The organism is Streptomyces sp. NPDC004667 (assembly GCF_040609475.1).
In the GTDB taxonomy this organism is placed as follows: Bacteria; Actinomycetota; Actinomycetes; order Streptomycetales; family Streptomycetaceae; genus Streptomyces.
The window spans coordinates 25,498-41,817 of record NZ_JBEXKC010000037.1 but is presented as its reverse complement, the minus strand read 5'-3'; the positions used below and the strand labels follow the sequence as shown (position 1 = coordinate 41,817).

The 16,320-nt window shown below is 65.6% G+C and carries 30 protein-coding genes; all 30 read left to right on the top strand.

The features are described 5' to 3' along the window. Positions 1-127 precede the first annotated feature (127 nt). The 30 genes from rpsJ to rplQ all read left to right on the top strand — a co-directional run bounded on the left by rpsJ (position 128) and on the right by rplQ (position 16,198). A complete protein-coding gene (gene rpsJ / locus ABZW32_RS21380; protein WP_003948644.1) occupies positions 128-436 on the top strand; it encodes a 30S ribosomal protein S10 in 309 nt (102 codons plus the stop codon). Between the two features lie 14 nt (positions 437-450). Further along, the gene (gene rplC / locus ABZW32_RS21375; protein WP_007265899.1) at positions 451-1,095 is read left to right on the top strand and encodes a 50S ribosomal protein L3; all 645 of its coding nucleotides are present in this window, start codon (positions 451-453) and stop codon (positions 1,093-1,095) included. 4 nt (positions 1,096-1,099) lie between these two features. Continuing rightward, on the top strand, positions 1,100-1,750 hold the full coding sequence (gene rplD / locus ABZW32_RS21370) for a 50S ribosomal protein L4 (RefSeq protein ID WP_030230635.1): 651 nt from the start codon (positions 1,100-1,102) through the stop codon (positions 1,748-1,750). Beyond that, positions 1,750-2,073: a 50S ribosomal protein L23 gene (rplW, locus tag ABZW32_RS21365; RefSeq protein WP_030154694.1), complete on the top strand. Its 324-nt coding sequence runs from the start codon at positions 1,750-1,752 to the stop codon at positions 2,071-2,073. The genes rplD and rplW overlap by 1 nt, the downstream gene beginning before the upstream one ends. Positions 2,074-2,112: 39 nt before the next feature. Continuing rightward, a complete protein-coding gene (gene rplB, locus ABZW32_RS21360) occupies positions 2,113-2,949 on the top strand; it encodes a 50S ribosomal protein L2 (protein WP_008739715.1) in 837 nt (278 codons plus the stop codon). A gap of 12 nt (positions 2,950-2,961) precedes the next feature. Further along, positions 2,962-3,243, top strand: a complete 282-nt coding sequence (gene rpsS, locus ABZW32_RS21355) for a 30S ribosomal protein S19 (RefSeq protein ID WP_008739713.1) — start codon at positions 2,962-2,964, stop codon at positions 3,241-3,243. A 43-nt stretch (positions 3,244-3,286) separates the two neighbouring features. Next, positions 3,287-3,634 (top strand): 50S ribosomal protein L22, encoded by a 348-nt coding sequence (gene rplV / locus ABZW32_RS21350; RefSeq protein WP_007265904.1) that lies wholly within the window; start codon positions 3,287-3,289, stop codon positions 3,632-3,634. Then, on the top strand, positions 3,634-4,476 hold the full coding sequence (gene rpsC / locus ABZW32_RS21345; protein ID WP_030230639.1) for a 30S ribosomal protein S3: 843 nt from the start codon (positions 3,634-3,636) through the stop codon (positions 4,474-4,476). The genes rplV and rpsC overlap by 1 nt, the downstream gene beginning before the upstream one ends. 5 nt (positions 4,477-4,481) lie before the next feature. Beyond that, a complete protein-coding gene (gene rplP, locus ABZW32_RS21340; protein ID WP_030026326.1) occupies positions 4,482-4,901 on the top strand; it encodes a 50S ribosomal protein L16 in 420 nt (139 codons plus the stop codon). Continuing rightward, entirely contained in the window at positions 4,901-5,125 is a 225-nt protein-coding gene (gene rpmC / locus ABZW32_RS21335) for a 50S ribosomal protein L29 (RefSeq protein WP_008739703.1), read from the top strand. Before rplP ends, rpmC begins: the two co-directional genes overlap by 1 nt. Next, the gene (gene rpsQ / locus ABZW32_RS21330; RefSeq protein ID WP_030026328.1) at positions 5,125-5,406 is read left to right on the top strand and encodes a 30S ribosomal protein S17; all 282 of its coding nucleotides are present in this window, start codon (positions 5,125-5,127) and stop codon (positions 5,404-5,406) included. The genes rpmC and rpsQ overlap by 1 nt, the downstream gene beginning before the upstream one ends. A 106-nt stretch (positions 5,407-5,512) precedes the next feature. Continuing rightward, positions 5,513-5,881 carry a 50S ribosomal protein L14 gene (gene rplN, locus ABZW32_RS21325; protein WP_008739701.1) on the top strand — a complete coding sequence of 123 codons (369 nt, stop codon included), beginning with the start codon at positions 5,513-5,515 and terminating at the stop codon, positions 5,879-5,881. Positions 5,882-5,883: 2 nt separating this feature from the next. Beyond that, positions 5,884-6,207, top strand: coding sequence for a 50S ribosomal protein L24 (rplX, locus tag ABZW32_RS21320; RefSeq protein WP_030230645.1), 324 nt, complete (start codon positions 5,884-5,886; stop codon positions 6,205-6,207). Further along, entirely contained in the window at positions 6,207-6,758 is a 552-nt protein-coding gene (rplE, locus tag ABZW32_RS21315) for a 50S ribosomal protein L5 (protein ID WP_030154702.1), read from the top strand. The genes rplX and rplE overlap by 1 nt, the downstream gene beginning before the upstream one ends. A 5-nt stretch (positions 6,759-6,763) precedes the next feature. Beyond that, a complete protein-coding gene (locus tag ABZW32_RS21310) occupies positions 6,764-6,949 on the top strand; it encodes a type Z 30S ribosomal protein S14 (protein WP_003956452.1) in 186 nt (61 codons plus the stop codon). Positions 6,950-7,172: 223 nt separating this feature from the next. Next, positions 7,173-7,571, top strand: a complete 399-nt coding sequence (gene rpsH, locus ABZW32_RS21305; RefSeq protein WP_007265911.1) for a 30S ribosomal protein S8 — start codon at positions 7,173-7,175, stop codon at positions 7,569-7,571. Positions 7,572-7,591: 20 nt separating this feature from the next. Further along, positions 7,592-8,131 carry a 50S ribosomal protein L6 gene (rplF, locus tag ABZW32_RS21300; protein ID WP_266841143.1) on the top strand — a complete coding sequence of 180 codons (540 nt, stop codon included), beginning with the start codon at positions 7,592-7,594 and terminating at the stop codon, positions 8,129-8,131. A gap of 2 nt (positions 8,132-8,133) precedes the next feature. Continuing rightward, positions 8,134-8,517: a 50S ribosomal protein L18 gene (gene rplR / locus ABZW32_RS21295; protein WP_030026334.1), complete on the top strand. Its 384-nt coding sequence runs from the start codon at positions 8,134-8,136 to the stop codon at positions 8,515-8,517. 45 nt (positions 8,518-8,562) lie between these two features. After that, a complete protein-coding gene (gene rpsE, locus ABZW32_RS21290) occupies positions 8,563-9,165 on the top strand; it encodes a 30S ribosomal protein S5 (protein WP_030230653.1) in 603 nt (200 codons plus the stop codon). After that, positions 9,165-9,347 (top strand): 50S ribosomal protein L30, encoded by a 183-nt coding sequence (gene rpmD / locus ABZW32_RS21285; RefSeq protein WP_005313525.1) that lies wholly within the window; start codon positions 9,165-9,167, stop codon positions 9,345-9,347. Before rpsE ends, rpmD begins: the two co-directional genes overlap by 1 nt. A gap of 1 nt (position 9,348) precedes the next feature. Further along, on the top strand, positions 9,349-9,804 hold the full coding sequence (gene rplO / locus ABZW32_RS21280) for a 50S ribosomal protein L15 (protein ID WP_356218040.1): 456 nt from the start codon (positions 9,349-9,351) through the stop codon (positions 9,802-9,804). A gap of 188 nt (positions 9,805-9,992) precedes the next feature. Then, a complete protein-coding gene (secY, locus tag ABZW32_RS21275) occupies positions 9,993-11,306 on the top strand; it encodes a preprotein translocase subunit SecY (RefSeq protein ID WP_030230660.1) in 1,314 nt (437 codons plus the stop codon). Further along, positions 11,306-11,953 (top strand): adenylate kinase, encoded by a 648-nt coding sequence (locus ABZW32_RS21270; protein ID WP_356218038.1) that lies wholly within the window; start codon positions 11,306-11,308, stop codon positions 11,951-11,953. Before secY ends, ABZW32_RS21270 begins: the two co-directional genes overlap by 1 nt. A gap of 92 nt (positions 11,954-12,045) precedes the next feature. Then, complete coding sequence (gene map / locus ABZW32_RS21265; protein WP_280917082.1) at positions 12,046-12,897, top strand: type I methionyl aminopeptidase; 852 nt, start codon at positions 12,046-12,048, stop codon at positions 12,895-12,897. A 138-nt stretch (positions 12,898-13,035) separates the two neighbouring features. Next, complete coding sequence (infA, locus tag ABZW32_RS21260; protein ID WP_003956442.1) at positions 13,036-13,257, top strand: translation initiation factor IF-1; 222 nt, start codon at positions 13,036-13,038, stop codon at positions 13,255-13,257. A 73-nt stretch (positions 13,258-13,330) separates the two neighbouring features. Next, the gene (gene rpmJ, locus ABZW32_RS21255; protein ID WP_003956441.1) at positions 13,331-13,444 is read left to right on the top strand and encodes a 50S ribosomal protein L36; all 114 of its coding nucleotides are present in this window, start codon (positions 13,331-13,333) and stop codon (positions 13,442-13,444) included. Positions 13,445-13,641: 197 nt separating this feature from the next. Then, the gene (gene rpsM / locus ABZW32_RS21250; protein ID WP_007265919.1) at positions 13,642-14,022 is read left to right on the top strand and encodes a 30S ribosomal protein S13; all 381 of its coding nucleotides are present in this window, start codon (positions 13,642-13,644) and stop codon (positions 14,020-14,022) included. 54 nt (positions 14,023-14,076) lie between these two features. Continuing rightward, positions 14,077-14,481 (top strand): 30S ribosomal protein S11, encoded by a 405-nt coding sequence (gene rpsK / locus ABZW32_RS21245; protein WP_003956432.1) that lies wholly within the window; start codon positions 14,077-14,079, stop codon positions 14,479-14,481. Between the two features lie 137 nt (positions 14,482-14,618). Then, the gene (locus ABZW32_RS21240) at positions 14,619-15,641 is read left to right on the top strand and encodes a DNA-directed RNA polymerase subunit alpha (RefSeq protein ID WP_008739666.1); all 1,023 of its coding nucleotides are present in this window, start codon (positions 14,619-14,621) and stop codon (positions 15,639-15,641) included. A 92-nt stretch (positions 15,642-15,733) separates the two neighbouring features. Continuing rightward, on the top strand, positions 15,734-16,198 hold the full coding sequence (rplQ, locus tag ABZW32_RS21235; RefSeq protein WP_215023458.1) for a 50S ribosomal protein L17: 465 nt from the start codon (positions 15,734-15,736) through the stop codon (positions 16,196-16,198). The last annotated feature ends 122 nt before the right edge of the window (positions 16,199-16,320 follow it).

Below are 16,320 nucleotides of genomic sequence, written 5' to 3'. Positions count from 1 at the left end.
TGGGAATTTTCTGTAGAGGGAGTGCGACACGCCCGACCGCGTGGGTCGGAGAGAAGCCGCGGGATCCGTCCCGCAGCCGACCGAGAGCCAGAGCGTTTCCACATACAGACAGGACTACGGAGTAGCCATGGCGGGACAGAAGATCCGCATCCGGCTCAAGGCCTACGACCACGAGGTCATCGACTCCTCGGCGAAGAAGATCGTCGAGACGGTGACCCGCACTGGTGCGTCGGTCGCGGGCCCGGTGCCGCTGCCCACTGAGAAGAACGTGTACTGCGTCATCAAGTCGCCGCACAAGTACAAGGACTCGCGCGAGCACTTCGAGATGCGCACGCACAAGCGCCTGATCGACATCCTCGACCCGACGCCCAAGACCGTTGACTCGCTGATGCGCCTGGACCTTCCGGCCGGCGTTGACATCGAGATCAAGCTCTGAGAGGCGTCGAGAAGATGGCAAAGCAGATCAAGGGCGTCCTGGGCGAGAAGCTCGGCATGACCCAGGTCTGGGACGAGAACAACCGTGTCGTCCCGGTCACCGTGGTCAAGGCCGGACCCTGCGTCGTTACCCAGGTCCGTACGAACGACATCGACGGCTACGAGTCGGTCCAGATCGCCTTCGGCGAGATCGACCCGCGCAAGGTGAACAAGCCCCTCAAGGGCCACTTCGCCAAGGCCGACGTCACCCCCCGCCGCCACCTGGTGGAGCTCCGCACCTCCGACGCCAGCGAGTACACGCTCGGCCAGGAGATCACTGCTGAGGTGTTCGAGTCCGGCGTCAAGGTTGACGTCACGGGCAACAGCAAGGGCAAGGGCTTCGCCGGTGTCATGAAGCGGCACAACTTCCGGGGCCTCGGCGCCGGTCACGGTGTGCAGCGCAAGCACCGCTCCCCCGGTTCGATCGGTGGCTGTGCCACCCCTGGGCGTGTCTTCAAGGGCATGCGCATGGCCGGTCGCATGGGTAACGAGCGCGTCACCACCCAGAACCTGACCATCCACGCGGTTGACGCGGAGAAGGGTCTGCTGCTCATCAAGGGCGCGGTCCCCGGTCCGAACGGCGGCCTCGTCCTGGTCCGTACCGCGGCCAAGGGGGCTTGAGGTAATGAGCACCATTGACATCCTTTCGCCGGCAGGCGACAAGGCCGGTACCGTCGAGCTCCCCGCGGAGATCTTCGACGCCAAGACCAGCGTTCCGCTGATCCACCAGGTCGTTGTCGCTCAGCTGGCTGCTGCCCGTCAGGGCACGCACAAGACCAAGACCCGTGGCGAAGTCCGTGGTGGTGGCCGCAAGCCGTACCGCCAGAAGGGCACCGGCCGCGCCCGTCAGGGTTCGACCCGCGCTCCGCAGTTCGCCGGCGGTGGCGTCGTCCACGGCCCGCAGCCGCGTGACTACTCGCAGCGGACCCCGAAGAAGATGAAGGCCGCCGCCCTCCGCGGTGCCCTCTCGGACCGTGCGCGTCACTCCCGCATCCACGTCGTCACCGGCGTGGTCGAGGGTGCCGCCTCCACGAAGGCCGCCAAGACGCTGTTCGGCAAGATCTCGGAGCGCAAGAACCTGCTCCTGGTCGTCGACCGCAGCGAAGAGGCCGCGTGGCTGTCCGCCCGCAACCTGCCCCAGGTTCACATCCTGGAGCCGGGCCAGCTGAACACGTACGACGTGATCGTCTCTGACGACGTGGTCTTCACCCAGGCCGCTTTCGAGTCCTTCGTGTCTGGCCCCAAGGCCGATGAGACCGAAGGGAACGAGGCCTGATGTCTGAGGCGACCGTTACCAGCAAGACCTTCACTGACCCGCGCGACCTGCTGATCAAGCCGGTTGTCTCGGAGAAGAGCTACGCGCTGCTGGACGAGAACAAGTACACGTTCATCGTCGCGCCCGGCTCCAACAAGACCCAGATCAAGCAGGCCGTCGAGGCGGTCTTCGGGGTCAAGGTCACCGGGGTCAACACGATCAACCGTCAGGGTAAGCGCAAGCGCACCAAGACCGGTTTCGGCAAGCGCGCTGACACCAAGCGCGCCATCGTGACCCTCGCTGAGGGCGACCGTATCGACATCTTCGGCGGCCAGGCCTCCTAACGGAGGTCTAGTCGTCCGGAATCGGACGAGGACTGAGAAATGGGTATCCGCAAGTACAAGCCGACGACCCCGGGCCGTCGTGGCTCCAGCGTCGCCGACTTTGTCGAGATCACGCGGTCCACGCCGGAGAAGTCGCTGGTTCGCCCTCTGCACAGCAAGGGCGGCCGTAACAACACCGGCCGGATCACCGTTCGCCACCAGGGTGGTGGACACAAGCGCGCCTACCGCGTGATCGACTTCCGTCGTCACGACAAGGACGGCGTGCCGGCCAAGGTCGCGCACATCGAGTACGACCCCAACCGCACCGCGCGCATCGCGCTCCTGCACTACGCGGACGGCGAGAAGCGCTACATCATCGCGCCGAAGGCTCTGAAGCAGGGCGACCGGATTGAGAACGGCCCCACGGCCGACATCAAGCCCGGTAACAACCTGGCGCTCCGCAACATCCCGGTCGGTACCACGATCCACGCGATCGAGCTCCGTCCCGGTGGCGGCGCCAAGTTCGCGCGCTCCGCTGGTGCCTCCGTGCAGCTGCTGGCGAAGGAGGGCACGATGGCCCACCTTCGTATGCCGTCCGGTGAGATCCGTCTCGTCGACGCGCGCTGCCGCGCCACGGTCGGCGAGGTCGGCAACGCCGAGCAGTCGAACATCAACTGGGGCAAGGCCGGCCGTATGCGCTGGAAGGGCGTTCGCCCGTCCGTCCGCGGTGTCGCGATGAACCCGGTTGACCACCCGCACGGTGGTGGTGAGGGCAAGACCAGTGGTGGTCGCCACCCGGTCTCCCCGTGGGGTCAGAAGGAGGGTCGTACTCGCTCGCCGAAGAAGGCTTCGAGCAAGTACATCGTCCGCCGCCGCAAGACGAACAAGAAGCGCTAGGAGCGGGTTTAGATGCCGCGCAGTCTCAAGAAGGGGCCCTTCGTCGACGACCACCTCGTAAAGAAGGTGGACGTCCAGAACGAAGCCGGCACCAAGAACGTCATCAAGACCTGGTCCCGTCGCTCGATGATCATCCCCAGCATGCTGGGTCACACCATCGCGGTGCACAACGGCAAGACCCACGTCCCGGTGTTCGTCACCGAGTCGATGGTCGGCCACAAGCTCGGCGAGTTCTCGCCGACTCGCACCTTCCGCGGCCACGTCAAGGACGACCGGAAGTCGAAGCGCCGCTAAAGGCGGGGTGGTTATGACTATGACTTACACCGAAGGGACAACCATGGAAGCCAGGGCCCAGGCGCGGTACATCCGCGTCACGCCCATGAAGGCCCGCCGAGTGGTGGACCTTATCCGTGGCATGGATGCCACGGAGGCTCAGGCGGTCCTGCGTTTCGCCCCGCAGGCCGCGAGCGTGCCGGTCGGCAAGGTGCTGGACAGCGCCATTGCCAACGCCGCACACAACTACAACCACCCGGACGCCTCCACGCTGGTCATCAGCGAGGCGTACGTGGACGAGGGCCCGACCCTGAAGCGGTTCCGTCCGCGTGCCCAGGGCCGTGCCTACCGGATCCGCAAGCGGACCAGCCACATCACCGTGGTCGTCAGCAGCAAGGAAGGTTCCCGGTAATGGGCCAGAAGGTAAACCCGCACGGGTTCCGGCTCGGCATCACCACCGACTTCAAGTCGCGTTGGTACGCCGACAAGCTGTACAAGGACTACGTCAAGGAAGACGTCGCCATCCGTCGGATGATGACGTCCGGCATGGAGCGCGCCGGCATCTCGAAGGTTGAGATCGAGCGCACCCGTGACCGCGTGCGTGTGGACATCCACACCGCTCGTCCGGGCATCGTCATCGGCCGCCGTGGCGCCGAGGCCGACCGCATCCGCGGTGACCTCGAGAAGCTCACGGGCAAGCAGGTCCAGCTGAACATCCTCGAGGTCAAGAACCCCGAGCTTGACGCTCAGCTGGTTGCCCAGGCCGTGGCCGAGCAGCTCTCCTCCCGCGTCTCCTTCCGTCGCGCCATGCGTAAGAGCATGCAGGGCACGATGAAGGCCGGCGCCAAGGGCATCAAGATCCAGTGTGGCGGCCGTCTCGGCGGCGCCGAGATGTCCCGCTCCGAGTTCTACCGCGAAGGCCGTGTGCCGCTGCACACCCTCCGCGCGAACGTGGACTACGGCTTCTTCGAGGCCAAGACCACCTTCGGCCGTATCGGTGTGAAGGTCTGGATCTACAAGGGCGACGTCAAGAACATCGCCGAGGTTCGCGCCGAGAACGCTGCGGCCCGTGCGGGTAACCGCCCGGCCCGTGGCGCGCAGGGCGCTGGCGACCGTCCCGCCGGCCGTGGTGGCCGTGGTGGCGAGCGCGGCGGCCGTGGTGGCCGCAAGCCGCAGCAGGCTGCTGGTGTCGAGGCCCCCAAGGCCGACGCTCCCGCCGCCGCTCCGGCCGAGAGCACCGGAACGGAGGCCTGACCGACATGCTGATCCCTCGTAGGGTCAAGCACCGTAAGCAGCACCACCCGAAGCGCCGCGGTATGGCCAAGGGCGGTACTGAGGTCTCGTTCGGCGAGTACGGTATCCAGGCGCTCACCCCCGCCTATGTCACGAACCGCCAGATCGAGGCGGCTCGTATCGCGATGACCCGCCACATCAAGCGTGGCGGCAAGGTCTGGATCAACATCTACCCGGACCGCCCGCTGACGAAGAAGCCGGCCGAAACCCGCATGGGTTCCGGTAAGGGTTCTCCCGAGTGGTGGATCGCGAACGTGCACCCGGGCCGGGTCATGTTCGAGCTGTCCTACCCGAACGAGAAGATTGCTCGTGAGGCGCTCACCCGCGCTGCTCACAAGCTTCCGATGAAGTGCCGGATTGTTCGGCGCGAGGCAGGTGAGTCGTGATGGCGACGGGAACCAAGGCGTCCGAGCTGCGTGAGCTCGGCAACGAGGAGCTCGTTGGCAAGCTGCGCGAGGCCAAGGAGGAGCTGTTCAAGCTCCGCTTCCAGGCGGCCACGGGTCAGCTGGAGAACAACGGCCGGCTCAAGTCCGTCCGTAAGGACATCGCTCGCATCTACACCCTGATGCACGAGCGTGAGCTCGGTATCGAGACGGTGGAGAGCGCCTGATGAGCGAGAAGAACGTGACTGAGACGAACGAGCGCGGCTTCCGCAAGACCCGTGAGGGTCTCGTCGTCAGCGACAAGATGGACAAGACCGTCGTCGTCGCCGTCGAGGACCGCGTCAAGCACGCGCTGTACGGCAAGGTCATCCGCCGTACGAACAAGCTCAAGGCTCACGACGAGCAGAACGCTGCCGGCGTCGGCGACCGCGTCCTCATCATGGAGACGCGTCCGCTGTCGGCGAGCAAGCGCTGGCGCATCGTCGAGATCCTCGAGAAGGCCAAGTAAGCACCTGAGGGGTTTCCCTTAGGTTCGTTCCGCCAGGCTCGGTGGGGGCGGTAGCTCTTCGGAGTGAGGCCCCCGCCGGGAACCGGCAGACAAACAGGAGATACACGTGATCCAGCAGGAGTCGCGACTGCGTATCGCCGACAACACTGGTGCCAAGGAAATCCTTTGCATCCGTGTTCTCGGTGGTTCCGGTCGCCGCTACGCGGGCATCGGTGACGTCATCGTCGCCACCGTCAAGGATGCGATCCCCGGTGGCAACGTGAAGAAGGGTGACGTCGTCAAGGCGGTCATCGTTCGCACCGTCAAGGAGCGTCGCCGCCAGGACGGCTCGTACATCCGCTTTGACGAGAACGCCGCCGTCATTCTGAAGAACGACGGCGACCCTCGCGGCACCCGTATCTTCGGCCCGGTGGGCCGTGAGCTGCGCGAGAAGAAGTTCATGAAGATCATCTCGCTCGCGCCGGAGGTGCTGTAAGCATGAAGATCAAGAAGGGCGACCTGGTTCAGGTCATCACCGGTAAGGACAAGGGCAAGCAGGGCAAGGTCATCGCGGCCTTCCCCGCCAACGACCGCGTCCTCGTCGAGGGTGTCAACCGGGTCAAGAAGCACACCAAGGCCGGCCAGACCGCTGGTGGCTCGCAGACCGGTGGCATCGTGATCACCGAGGCGCCGATCCACGTCAGCAACGTTCAGCTGGTTGTGGAGAAGGACGGCCAGAAGGTCGTCACCCGCGTCGGTTTCCGCTTCGACGACGAGGGCAACAAGATCCGCGTTGCCAAGCGGACGGGTGAGGACATCTGATGGCTACCACTCCGCGTCTCAAGACGAAGTACCGCGAGGACATCGCGGGCAAGCTGCGTGAGGAGTTCTCCTACGAGAACGTCATGCAGATCCCCGGCCTCGTCAAGATCGTGGTCAACATGGGTGTGGGCGACGCCGCCCGCGACTCCAAGCTGATCGACGGCGCCATCCGCGACCTGACGACGATCACCGGTCAGAAGCCGGCCGTCACGAAGGCCCGCAAGTCCATCGCGCAGTTCAAGCTGCGTGAGGGTCAGCCGATCGGCTGCCACGTCACCCTCCGTGGTGACCGCATGTGGGAGTTCCTGGACCGTACGCTGTCGCTCGCGCTGCCGCGTATCCGTGACTTCCGTGGTCTGTCGCCGAAGCAGTTCGACGGCCGTGGCAACTACACCTTCGGTCTCACGGAGCAGGTCATGTTCCACGAGATCGACCAGGACAAGATCGACCGTACCCGGGGTATGGACATCACCGTGGTCACCACGGCGACCAACGACGCTGAGGGCCGCGCGCTCCTTCGTCACCTCGGCTTCCCCTTCAAGGAGGCGTAAGCGAGATGGCGAAGAAGGCTCTCATCGCGAAGGCTGCCCGCAAGCCCAAGTTCGGTGTGCGTGCGTACACCCGCTGCCAGCGCTGCGGTCGTCCCCACTCCGTGTACCGCAAGTTCGGCCTGTGCCGCGTGTGCCTTCGTGAGATGGCTCACCGTGGCGAGCTGCCGGGCGTGACCAAGAGCTCCTGGTAATTCCCTCTCGTCCGCAAGGACTTGAGGAGTACCAGGCACTCTCGGTAAGCATCTGGACGGCGGGTGCCCGGCCGCGCATGCCTTAGGCTTGTGTGGTTGGGCGTCCGCCGCCCATAACGACTTACTACGCCGTAGGTCCCCGCGCCGCACCCGTCCCGCCTCTGAGTGGGGAGAGGGATGGCGCATACAGGAAACCCCGGCGAGAGAGGCCGAAGGCCACTTCATGACCATGACTGACCCGATCGCAGACATGCTGACCCGTCTGCGTAACGCTAACTCGGCGTACCACGACACCGTGGTGATGCCGCACAGCAAGATCAAGTCGCACATCGCGGAGATCCTCAAGCAGGAGGGTTTCATCACCGGCTGGAAGGTCGAGGACGCCGAGGTCGGCAAGAACCTCGTCCTCGAGCTGAAGTTCGGGCCGAACCGTGAGCGCTCCATCGCGGGCATCAAGCGGATCTCGAAGCCCGGTCTGCGCGTGTACGCAAAGTCCACCAACCTGCCGAAGGTCCTCGGCGGCCTGGGCGTGGCGATCATCTCCACGTCCCACGGTCTCCTGACCGGCCAGCAGGCAGGCAAGAAGGGCGTAGGTGGGGAAGTCCTCGCCTACGTCTGGTAGTCGGGAACGGAGGAAAAGCAATGTCGCGAATCGGCAAGCTCCCCATCCAGGTTCCCGCCGGTGTGGACGTCACCATCGTTGGCCAGACGGTCGCCGTGAAGGGCCCCAAGGGTTCCCTCACGCACACCGTCAAGGCGCCGATCGAGATCGTCAAGGGTGAGGACGGCGTTCTGAACGTCACCCGCCCGAACGACGAGCGTCAGAACAAGGCCCTGCACGGCCTGTCCCGCACGCTGGTGGCGAACATGATCACCGGCGTGACCACGGGTTACGTCAAGGCGCTCGAGATCAGCGGTGTCGGTTACCGCGTCGCCGCGAAGGGCTCCGACCTGGAGTTCCAGCTTGGTTACAGCCACCCGATCCTGATCGAGGCGCCCGAGGGCATCTCCTTCAAGGTCGAGTCGCCCACCAAGTTCTCGGTCGAGGGCATCGACAAGCAGAAGGTCGGCGAGGTCGCCGCCAACATCCGCAAGCTGCGGAAGCCCGACCCGTACAAGGCCAAGGGTGTCAAGTACGCCGGCGAGGTCATCCGCCGCAAGGTCGGAAAGGCTGGTAAGTAGCCATGGCATACGGTGTGAAGATCGCCAAGGGCGACGCGTACAAGCGCGCTGCCAAGGCTCGCCGCCACATCCGCATCCGCAAGAACGTCTCGGGTACGGCGGAGCGTCCGCGCCTCGTCGTGACGCGTTCGAACCGCAACATCGTTGCTCAGGTCATCGACGACCTCCAGGGTCACACCCTGGCGTCCGCGTCGACCCTGGACGCTTCGATCCGCGGTGGCGAAGGCGACAAGAGCGCCCAGGCCCAGGCTGTCGGCGCGCTCGTCGCCGAGCGTGCCAAGGCTGCGGGTGTCGAGACCGTCGTGTTCGACCGCGGTGGCAACCGATACGCCGGGCGCATTGCCGCTCTGGCTGACGCCGCCCGCGAAGCCGGGCTGAAGTTCTAAGCCCCGGTTCCGGGACTCACGGACGTAACAGAGAGAGGTAATCCAATGGCTGGACCCCAGCGCCGCGGAAGCGGTGCCGGTGGCGGCGAGCGGCGGGACCGGAAGGGTCGCGACGGTGGTGCTGCCGTCGAGAAGACCGCTTACGTTGAGCGCGTTGTCGCGATCAACCGTGTCGCCAAGGTTGTCAAGGGTGGTCGTCGCTTCAGCTTCACCGCGCTCGTCGTGGTGGGTGACGGTGACGGCACCGTAGGTGTCGGTTACGGCAAGGCCAAGGAAGTTCCCGCGGCCATCGCCAAGGGTGTCGAGGAAGCCAAGAAGAACTTCTTCAAGGTTCCGCGCATCCAGGGCACCATCCCTCACCCGATCACGGGCGAGCGCGCTGCGGGCGTCGTGCTGCTGAAGCCGGCCGCCCCCGGTACCGGTGTTATCGCCGGTGGCCCGGTGCGCGCCGTTCTGGAGTGCGCCGGCGTTCACGACATCCTGTCGAAGTCGCTCGGCTCCTCCAACGCGATCAACATCGTGCACGCGACCGTGGCGGCCCTCAAGGGCCTGCAGCGTCCCGAGGAGATCGCGGCTCGCCGTGGTCTGCCCCTCGAGGACGTCGCCCCCGCGGCCCTGCTTCGTGCGCGTGCTGGGGCGGGTGTCTAATGGCCCGCCTCAAGATCACGCAGACGAAGTCGTACATCGGCAGCAAGCAGAACCACCGCGACACGCTGCGTTCGCTCGGGCTCAAGCGCCTGAACGACGTCGTCGTCAAGGAGGACCGCCCCGAGTTCCGCGGAATGGTGCACACCGTCCGCCACCTCGTGACGGTTGAGGAGGTTGACTAACATGGCTGAGAGCAGCCCGCTGAAGGCCCACAACCTCCGTCCCGCCCCCGGTGCCAAGACCGCGAAGACCCGTGTCGGTCGTGGTGAGGCGTCGAAGGGTAAGACGGCAGGTCGTGGTACGAAGGGCCAGAAGGCCCGCTACCAGATCCCGCAGCGCTTCGAGGGTGGGCAGATGCCCCTCCACATGCGCCTGCCGAAGCTCAAGGGCTTCAAGAACCCGTTCCGCACCGAGTTCCAGGTTGTCAACCTGGACAAGCTCGGCGCTCTCTACCCCGAGGGTGGAGAGGTCACGGTGGCCGACCTGGTCGCCAAGGGCGCGGTTCGCAAGAACAGCCTCGTCAAGGTCCTGGGCCAGGGCGAGCTCTCCGTGGCGCTGACGGTTTCGGTTGACGCCGTTTCCGCCTCCGCCAAGGAGAAGATTGCCGCTGCCGGCGGCACCGTCACCGAGCTCGTCTAAGACGAAACCTCAGTGACAAATAGCTAGAAACCCGACCGGGGATGCCTCACATATGGGGCATCCCCGGTTGGTCGTTCCACGGGGGGCGCAGACGCCGGTAAGGTGGCCTGCACCTTTGCTCGTACGTATTCGTCGATCCCTCAGACCGTCACCTCTGACGCAGTAGCGCGGGGGTCGCAGGAGGCACCGTGCTCACCGCGTTCGCCCGGGCGTTCAAGACGCCCGACCTGCGCAAGAAGCTGCTCTTCACGCTCGGCATCATCGTGCTGTATCGGCTCGGGTCCCACATCCCGGTTCCCGGCGTGAGCTACAAGAACGTTCAGATCTGTGTCGACTCGATGGGCACCAGCAACAGCCTCTTCGGTCTCGTCAACATGTTCAGCGGCGGTGCGCTGCTGCAGATCACGATCTTCGCGCTCGGCATCATGCCGTACATCACCGCCAGCATCATCCTGCAGCTGCTGACCGTGGTCATCCCGAAGCTGGAGAACCTCAAAAAAGAGGGACAGTCCGGCACGGCGAAGATCACTCAGTACACGCGCTATTTGACGGTCGCGCTCGCGATCCTGCAGGGCACCGGCCTGGTCGCCACCGCGCGCACCGGCGCCCTGTTCGGTAGCTGCCCGGTCGCTCGGGAGATCGTCCCGAACCACTCGATCTTCACCACGGTCGTCATGGTGATCACCATGACCGCCGGTACCTGTGTCGTCATGTGGCTCGGTGAGCTGATCACCGACCGCGGCATCGGCAACGGCATGTCGATCCTCATGTTCATCTCCATCGCCGCCGGTTTCGTCGGCGCGCTGTGGACGATCAAGCTCCAGGGCAAGATCGCTGGAGGCTGGGTCGAGTTCGGCGTGGTCATCCTGGTCGGTCTCGCGATGGTCGCCCTGGTGGTCTTCGTCGAGCAGGCTCAGCGCAGGATCCCTGTTCAGTACGCCAAGCGCATGATCGGCCGCCGGGCTTACGGCGGTACGTCCACCTACATCCCGCTCAAGGTGAACCAGGCCGGTGTCATCCCGGTCATCTTCGCCTCGTCGCTGCTGTACATCCCGGCACTGATCGTGCAGTTCAGCGGCTCGCAGGCCGGCTGGGCGACCTGGATCCAGAAGCACTTCGTCAAGGGCGACCACCCGTACTACATCGCGGCCTACTTCCTCCTGATCGTGTTCTTCGCGTTCTTCTACGTGGCGATCTCGTTCAACCCCGAGGAAGTTGCCGACAACATGAAGAAGTATGGTGGGTTCATCCCGGGCATCCGCGCCGGGCGGCCTACCGCCGAGTACCTGAGCTACGTACTCAACCGGATCACCTGGCCGGGGTCGCTGTACCTGGGTCTGATCGCTCTCGTGCCGACAATGGCGTTGGCGGGCTTCGGAGCGAACCAGAACTTCCCGTTCGGCGGGACGAGCATCCTCATCATCGTGGGTGTGGGTCTGGAAACCGTGAAGCAGATCGAGAGCCAGCTCCAGCAGCGCAACTACGAAGGGTTCCTCCGCTGATGCGAATCGTCCTCGTCGGGCCTCCCGGTGCGGGCAAGGGAACGCAGGCCGCGTTCCTTGCCAAGAACCTGTCGATCCCGCACATCTCCACGGGCGACCTCTTCCGCGCCAACATCAGCCAGAACACGGAGCTGGGCCGGCGCGCGAAGGCGTTCATGGACGCCGGTGACCTCGTCCCCGACGAGATCACCATCGGCATGGCCAAGGACCGCATGGAGCAGGCGGACGCCGCGAACGGCTTCCTGCTCGACGGCTTCCCGCGCAACGTGTCCCAGGCCGAGGCGCTGGACGAGATGCTCACGGGCGCGGGCATGAAGCTCGACGCCGTCCTCGACCTGGAGGTCGAGGAGGACGAGGTCGTCAAGCGCATCGCGGGCCGGCGGATCTGCCGCCTGGACTCCTCGCACGTCTTCCACGTGACGTACGCGGCGCCGAAGGCCGAGGGTGTCTGCGACACCTGCGGCGGCGAGCTGTACCAGCGCGACGACGACTCCGAGGCCACGGTCCGCAACCGGCTGGAGGTCTACCACACGCAGACCGAGCCGATCATCGACTACTACAAGTCGCAGGGCCTCCTGGTGACGATCGCCGCCCTCGGTGAGGTGCACGAGATCACCAAGCGGGCGATGGACGCCCTCAAGAAGTAGTACCCCTGTCGTACAGGTACGGCCGCGGTGTCCCCAGGGCATCGCGGCCGTACTGTTGAGAAGACCCGTTTCGAAGCTGGAAGGCACGCCCCATGGTGCAGATCAAGACCCCCGAGCAGATCGCGAAGATGCGAGAGGCGGGGCTGGTCGTCGCCGCGATCCACGCGGCGACCCGCGAGGCGGCCGTACCGGGCGCCACGACGCGTGATCTGGACATGGTGGCCCGCAAGGTGATCGCGGACGCCGGGGCCAAGTCGAACTTCCTCGGCTACGGCGGCTTCCCCGCGACCATCTGCACCTCGGTGAACGAGGTCGTCGTCCACGGCATCCCGGACGACAAGACGGTCCTCAAGGACGGCGACATCATCTCCATCGACGCCGGGGCGATCGTGGACGGCTGGCACGGCGACGCGGCGTACACGGCCTTCGTGGGCACCGGTCACGCTCCGGAGCTGGTCGAGCTCTCCCGGGTCACCGAGGAGTCCATGTGGGCCGGTATCGCGGCGATGAAGCTCGGCAACCGCCTGGTGGACATCTCGAAGGCGATCGAGGGGTACATCAAGCGCCAGCCGCGGCCGTCCACCGGTGAGCACAGCCTCGGCAAGTTCGGGATCATCGAGGACTACGGCGGCCACGGCATCGGTTCCGAGATGCACATGGACCCGCACCTGCTGAACTACGTCTCGCGCAAGCGGGGCAAGGGCATCAAGCTCGTCCCGGGCCTCTGCCTGGCGATCGAGCCGATGGTCTCCCTGGGCACCGCCCAGACGGAGGTACTGTCGGACGACTGGACGGTCATCACGACGGACGGCACCTGGTCCTCGCACTGGGAGCACTCCATCGCGCTGACCGAGGCCGGTCCCATCGTCCTGACCAGCCCTGACTGTGGCAAGGCGAAGCTGGCGGAGTACGGGGTCACCACGGCTCCCGACCCGCTGGCGTAATGATCTACACTCTGGGGCAAACTTTCCGGATTCGTCTTTCTGGGTGCCCTGACGTAGACTGACTCGTCGGCTCTCGTGCACTTCCATGCCTGCATGGGGCGCGAGGCCGATCAAGGTAGCCGATTCGAAGGGCGAAGCGTGGCCAAGAAGCAAGGTGCCATCGAGATCGAGGGCACCGTGATCGAGTCCCTCCCGAACGCGATGTTCAAGGTGGAACTGCAGAACGGTCACAAGGTCCTCGCGCACATCAGCGGCAAGATGCGTATGCACTACATCCGCATCCTCCCGGATGACCGGGTCGTTGTGGAGCTGTCTCCGTACGACCTGACGCGTGGCCGGATCGTCTACCGATACAAGTAGATCTTGTCCTCACTCCTGCCTGGGCATCCGTCCCGGTGCGGGTGGTGGCACTGACCCGGAGAACCTCACCAACATGAAGGTCAAGCCGAGCGTCAAGAAGATCTGCGACAAGTGCAAGGTGATCCGCCGTCACGGTCGGGTCATGGTCATCTGCGACAACCTGCGCCACAAGCAGCGCCAGGGCTGACGCACGCCGACCGACCTGCCTTCCGCAGTTCTTCGCGCGACGTAAGAAAACGTACATACGCAGAACCCGCCCAGCCCTGAGAAGGGCCGGCGGCACCTCCGGCGGGGGCCGGGGACCCGGACGTACCACCACCCATCAGGGTGGTCGGCGGTCGGGAGTGGTTCTGCGGAAGACCCCCGAACACACAGGAGCCATTTGTGGCACGCGTTTCCGGTGTTGACATCCCGCGCGAAAAGCGCGTGGAGATCGCACTCACCTACGTCTTCGGTATCGGGCGCACCCGGTCCAAGGAGATCCTCGCCTCGACCGGCGTGAACCCGAACACCCGCGTTCGTGACCTGGCCGAAGAGGACCTCGTCAAGATCCGCGAGTACGTGGACGCCAACCTCCGTACCGAGGGTGACCTCCGCCGCGAGATCCAGGGCGACATCCGCCGCAAGATCGAGATCCAGTGCTACCAGGGTATCCGCCACCGTCGCGGCCTCCCGGTGCACGGTCAGCGCACCAGCACGAACGCGCGTACCCGCAAGGGCCCGCGTCGCGCGATCGCCGGTAAGAAGAAGCCGGGCAAGAAGTAGTCCTGTTCAGCGGTCTTGCGCTGTAGGACCGACCACCTCCCGTAGGAGATTTAGATGCCCCCCAAGGGTCGTCAGGGCGCTGCCAAGAAGGTGCGCCGCAAGGAAAAGAAGAACGTCGCTCACGGGCACGCCCACATCAAGAGCACGTTCAACAACACCATCGTCTCGATCACGGACCCCTCGGGCAACGTGATCTCCTGGGCCTCCGCCGGCCACGTCGGCTTCAAGGGCTCGCGCAAGTCCACCCCCTTCGCCGCGCAGATGGCCGCCGAGTCGGCCGCCCGCCGCGCGCAGGAGCACGGCATGCGCAAGGTTGACGTCTTCGTCAAGGGTCCGGGCTCCGGCCGCGAGACCGCGATCCGCTCCCTCCAGGCCACCGGCCTCGAGGTCGGCTCGATCCAGGACGTCACCCCCACCCCGCACAACGGCTGCCGCCCGCCGAAGCGCCGCCGCGTCTGACGCAGCGACGCCTGTGCGTCTTTGAGTGTCCGGGCGGTACGACCCCTTCGGGGGCCGTGCCGCCCGTACCCTTGCAGTACCCAGCAGTAAATGTCGGGCGTCAAATAGTGGGCGTCCACGACTGAAGGAACACAGACATGCTTATCGCTCAGCGTCCTTCGCTGACCGAAGAGGTCGTCGACGAGTACCGCTCGCGGTTCGTGATCGAGCCGCTGGAGCCGGGCTTCGGCTACACCCTCGGCAACTCCCTGCGCCGTACCCTCCTGTCCTCCATCCCGGGTGCCGCTGTCACCAGCATCCGCGTGGACGGCGTCCTGCACGAGTTCACCACCGTGCCGGGCGTCAAGGAAGACGTCACGGACATCATCCTCAACATCAAGCAGCTGGTCGTCTCCTCGGAGCACGACGAGCCGGTCGTGATGTACCTGCGCAAGCAGGGTCCCGGCCTGGTCACCGCTGCCGACATCGCGCCCCCGGCCGGTGTCGAGGTGCACAACCCGGACCTGGTCCTCGCCACGCTCAACGGCAAGGGCAAGCTGGAGATGGAGCTGACCGTCGAGCGCGGTCGCGGCTACGTCTCCGCCGTCCAGAACAAGCAGCTGGGCCAGGAGATCGGTCGCATCCCGATCGACTCCATCTACAGCCCGGTCCTCAAGGTCACCTACAAGGTCGAGGCGACCCGAGTCGAGCAGCGCACCGACTTCGACAAGCTGATCGTCGACGTCGAGACCAAGCAGGCCATGCGCCCGCGCGACGCCATGGCGTCCGCCGGCAAGACCCTGGTCGAGCTGTTCGGTCTGGCGCGCGAGCTCAACATCGACGCCGAGGGCATCGACATGGGCCCGTCCCCGACGGACGCCGCCCTGGCCGCCGACCTGGCGCTGCCGATCGAGGAGCTGGAGCTCACCGTTCGGTCGTACAACTGCCTCAAGCGCGAGGGCATCCACTCCGTGGGTGAGCTCGTCGCCCGCTCCGAGGCCGACCTGCTCGACATCCGCAACTTCGGTGCGAAGTCGATCGACGAGGTCAAGGCGAAGCTGGCCGGCATGGGCCTGGCCCTCAAGGACAGCCCGCCCGGATTCGACCCGACCGCCGCTGCCGACGCCTTCGGCGCCGACGACGACGCGGACGCCGGTTTCGTCGAGACCGAGCAGTACTAAGCAGCACCCGTAGATCTTTCCCGCGGCATCCGCCTCGGGGGAACTGTCACCGGTACCTGACACGGCCGGTGCAGATATGAAGGAGTAACACCATGCCGCGTCCCGCAAAGGGTGCCCGCCTGGGCGGCAGCGCCGCGCACGAGAAGCACCTCCTCGCGAACCTCGCGAAGGCGCTCTTCGAGCACGGCCGCATCACCACCACCGAGGCCAAGGCCCGTCGCCTGCGTCCCTACGCCGAGCGTCTGGTCACCAAGGCCAAGAAGGGCGACATCCACAACCGTCGCCTGGTGCTGCAGACGATCACGGACAAGAGCATCGTGCACACGCTGTTCACCGAGATCGCCCCGCGCTACGAGAACCGCCCCGGTGGTTACACGCGCATCACCAAGATCGGCAACCGTCGTGGCGACAACGCCCCGATGGCGGTCATCGAGCTGGTCGAGGCCCTGACGGTCGCCCAGCAGGCCACCGGTGAGGCCGAGGCCGCCACCAAGCGCGCGGTCAAGGAGGCGGAGGCCGCCGAGGCTCCCGCCGCCGAGGAGACCAAGGAGGCCTGAGGCCCCCTGTCCCCGCATCCGCGGGGGTGTTCCTGAGGCTGAGGCCAAGGCTGAGGCCAGCGACACCTTGCTCCCCGCACTTCGCGGGGATCGACGGGCCCGTCCCTTTCGGGGGGCGGGCC

What these genes read in the sequence shown, in the direction of transcription:
- ABZW32_RS21310 (WP_003956452.1), top strand. Translation starts at nt 6,764, where the DNA reads ATGGCGAAGAAGGCTCTCATCGCGAAGGCTGCCCGCAAGCCCAAGTTC.
- rplB (WP_008739715.1), top strand. Translation starts at nt 2,113, where the DNA reads ATGGGTATCCGCAAGTACAAGCCGACGACCCCGGGCCGTCGTGGCTCC.
- rpsS (WP_008739713.1), top strand. Translation starts at nt 2,962, where the DNA reads ATGCCGCGCAGTCTCAAGAAGGGGCCCTTCGTCGACGACCACCTCGTA.
- rpsQ (WP_030026328.1), top strand. Translation starts at nt 5,125, where the DNA reads ATGAGCGAGAAGAACGTGACTGAGACGAACGAGCGCGGCTTCCGCAAG.
- rpmD (WP_005313525.1), top strand. Translation starts at nt 9,165, where the DNA reads ATGGCCCGCCTCAAGATCACGCAGACGAAGTCGTACATCGGCAGCAAG.
- rpmC (WP_008739703.1), top strand. Translation starts at nt 4,901, where the DNA reads ATGGCGACGGGAACCAAGGCGTCCGAGCTGCGTGAGCTCGGCAACGAG.
- rplP (WP_030026326.1), top strand. Translation starts at nt 4,482, where the DNA reads ATGCTGATCCCTCGTAGGGTCAAGCACCGTAAGCAGCACCACCCGAAG.
- rplQ (WP_215023458.1), top strand. Translation starts at nt 15,734, where the DNA reads ATGCCGCGTCCCGCAAAGGGTGCCCGCCTGGGCGGCAGCGCCGCGCAC.
- rpsJ (WP_003948644.1), top strand. Translation starts at nt 128, where the DNA reads ATGGCGGGACAGAAGATCCGCATCCGGCTCAAGGCCTACGACCACGAG.
- rpmJ (WP_003956441.1), top strand. Translation starts at nt 13,331, where the DNA reads ATGAAGGTCAAGCCGAGCGTCAAGAAGATCTGCGACAAGTGCAAGGTG.
- rplD (WP_030230635.1), top strand. Translation starts at nt 1,100, where the DNA reads ATGAGCACCATTGACATCCTTTCGCCGGCAGGCGACAAGGCCGGTACC.
- ABZW32_RS21240 (WP_008739666.1), top strand. Translation starts at nt 14,619, where the DNA reads ATGCTTATCGCTCAGCGTCCTTCGCTGACCGAAGAGGTCGTCGACGAG.
- rpsK (WP_003956432.1), top strand. Translation starts at nt 14,077, where the DNA reads ATGCCCCCCAAGGGTCGTCAGGGCGCTGCCAAGAAGGTGCGCCGCAAG.
- rplE (WP_030154702.1), top strand. Translation starts at nt 6,207, where the DNA reads ATGGCTACCACTCCGCGTCTCAAGACGAAGTACCGCGAGGACATCGCG.
- rpsH (WP_007265911.1), top strand. Translation starts at nt 7,173, where the DNA reads ATGACCATGACTGACCCGATCGCAGACATGCTGACCCGTCTGCGTAAC.
- map (WP_280917082.1), top strand. Translation starts at nt 12,046, where the DNA reads ATGGTGCAGATCAAGACCCCCGAGCAGATCGCGAAGATGCGAGAGGCG.
- rpsC (WP_030230639.1), top strand. Translation starts at nt 3,634, where the DNA reads ATGGGCCAGAAGGTAAACCCGCACGGGTTCCGGCTCGGCATCACCACC.
- rplW (WP_030154694.1), top strand. Translation starts at nt 1,750, where the DNA reads ATGTCTGAGGCGACCGTTACCAGCAAGACCTTCACTGACCCGCGCGAC.
- rpsE (WP_030230653.1), top strand. Translation starts at nt 8,563, where the DNA reads ATGGCTGGACCCCAGCGCCGCGGAAGCGGTGCCGGTGGCGGCGAGCGG.
- rplR (WP_030026334.1), top strand. Translation starts at nt 8,134, where the DNA reads ATGGCATACGGTGTGAAGATCGCCAAGGGCGACGCGTACAAGCGCGCT.
- rplF (WP_266841143.1), top strand. Translation starts at nt 7,592, where the DNA reads ATGTCGCGAATCGGCAAGCTCCCCATCCAGGTTCCCGCCGGTGTGGAC.
- ABZW32_RS21270 (WP_356218038.1), top strand. Translation starts at nt 11,306, where the DNA reads ATGCGAATCGTCCTCGTCGGGCCTCCCGGTGCGGGCAAGGGAACGCAG.
- rplV (WP_007265904.1), top strand. Translation starts at nt 3,287, where the DNA reads ATGGAAGCCAGGGCCCAGGCGCGGTACATCCGCGTCACGCCCATGAAG.
- rplX (WP_030230645.1), top strand. Translation starts at nt 5,884, where the DNA reads ATGAAGATCAAGAAGGGCGACCTGGTTCAGGTCATCACCGGTAAGGAC.
- rplC (WP_007265899.1), top strand. Translation starts at nt 451, where the DNA reads ATGGCAAAGCAGATCAAGGGCGTCCTGGGCGAGAAGCTCGGCATGACC.
- rplO (WP_356218040.1), top strand. Translation starts at nt 9,349, where the DNA reads ATGGCTGAGAGCAGCCCGCTGAAGGCCCACAACCTCCGTCCCGCCCCC.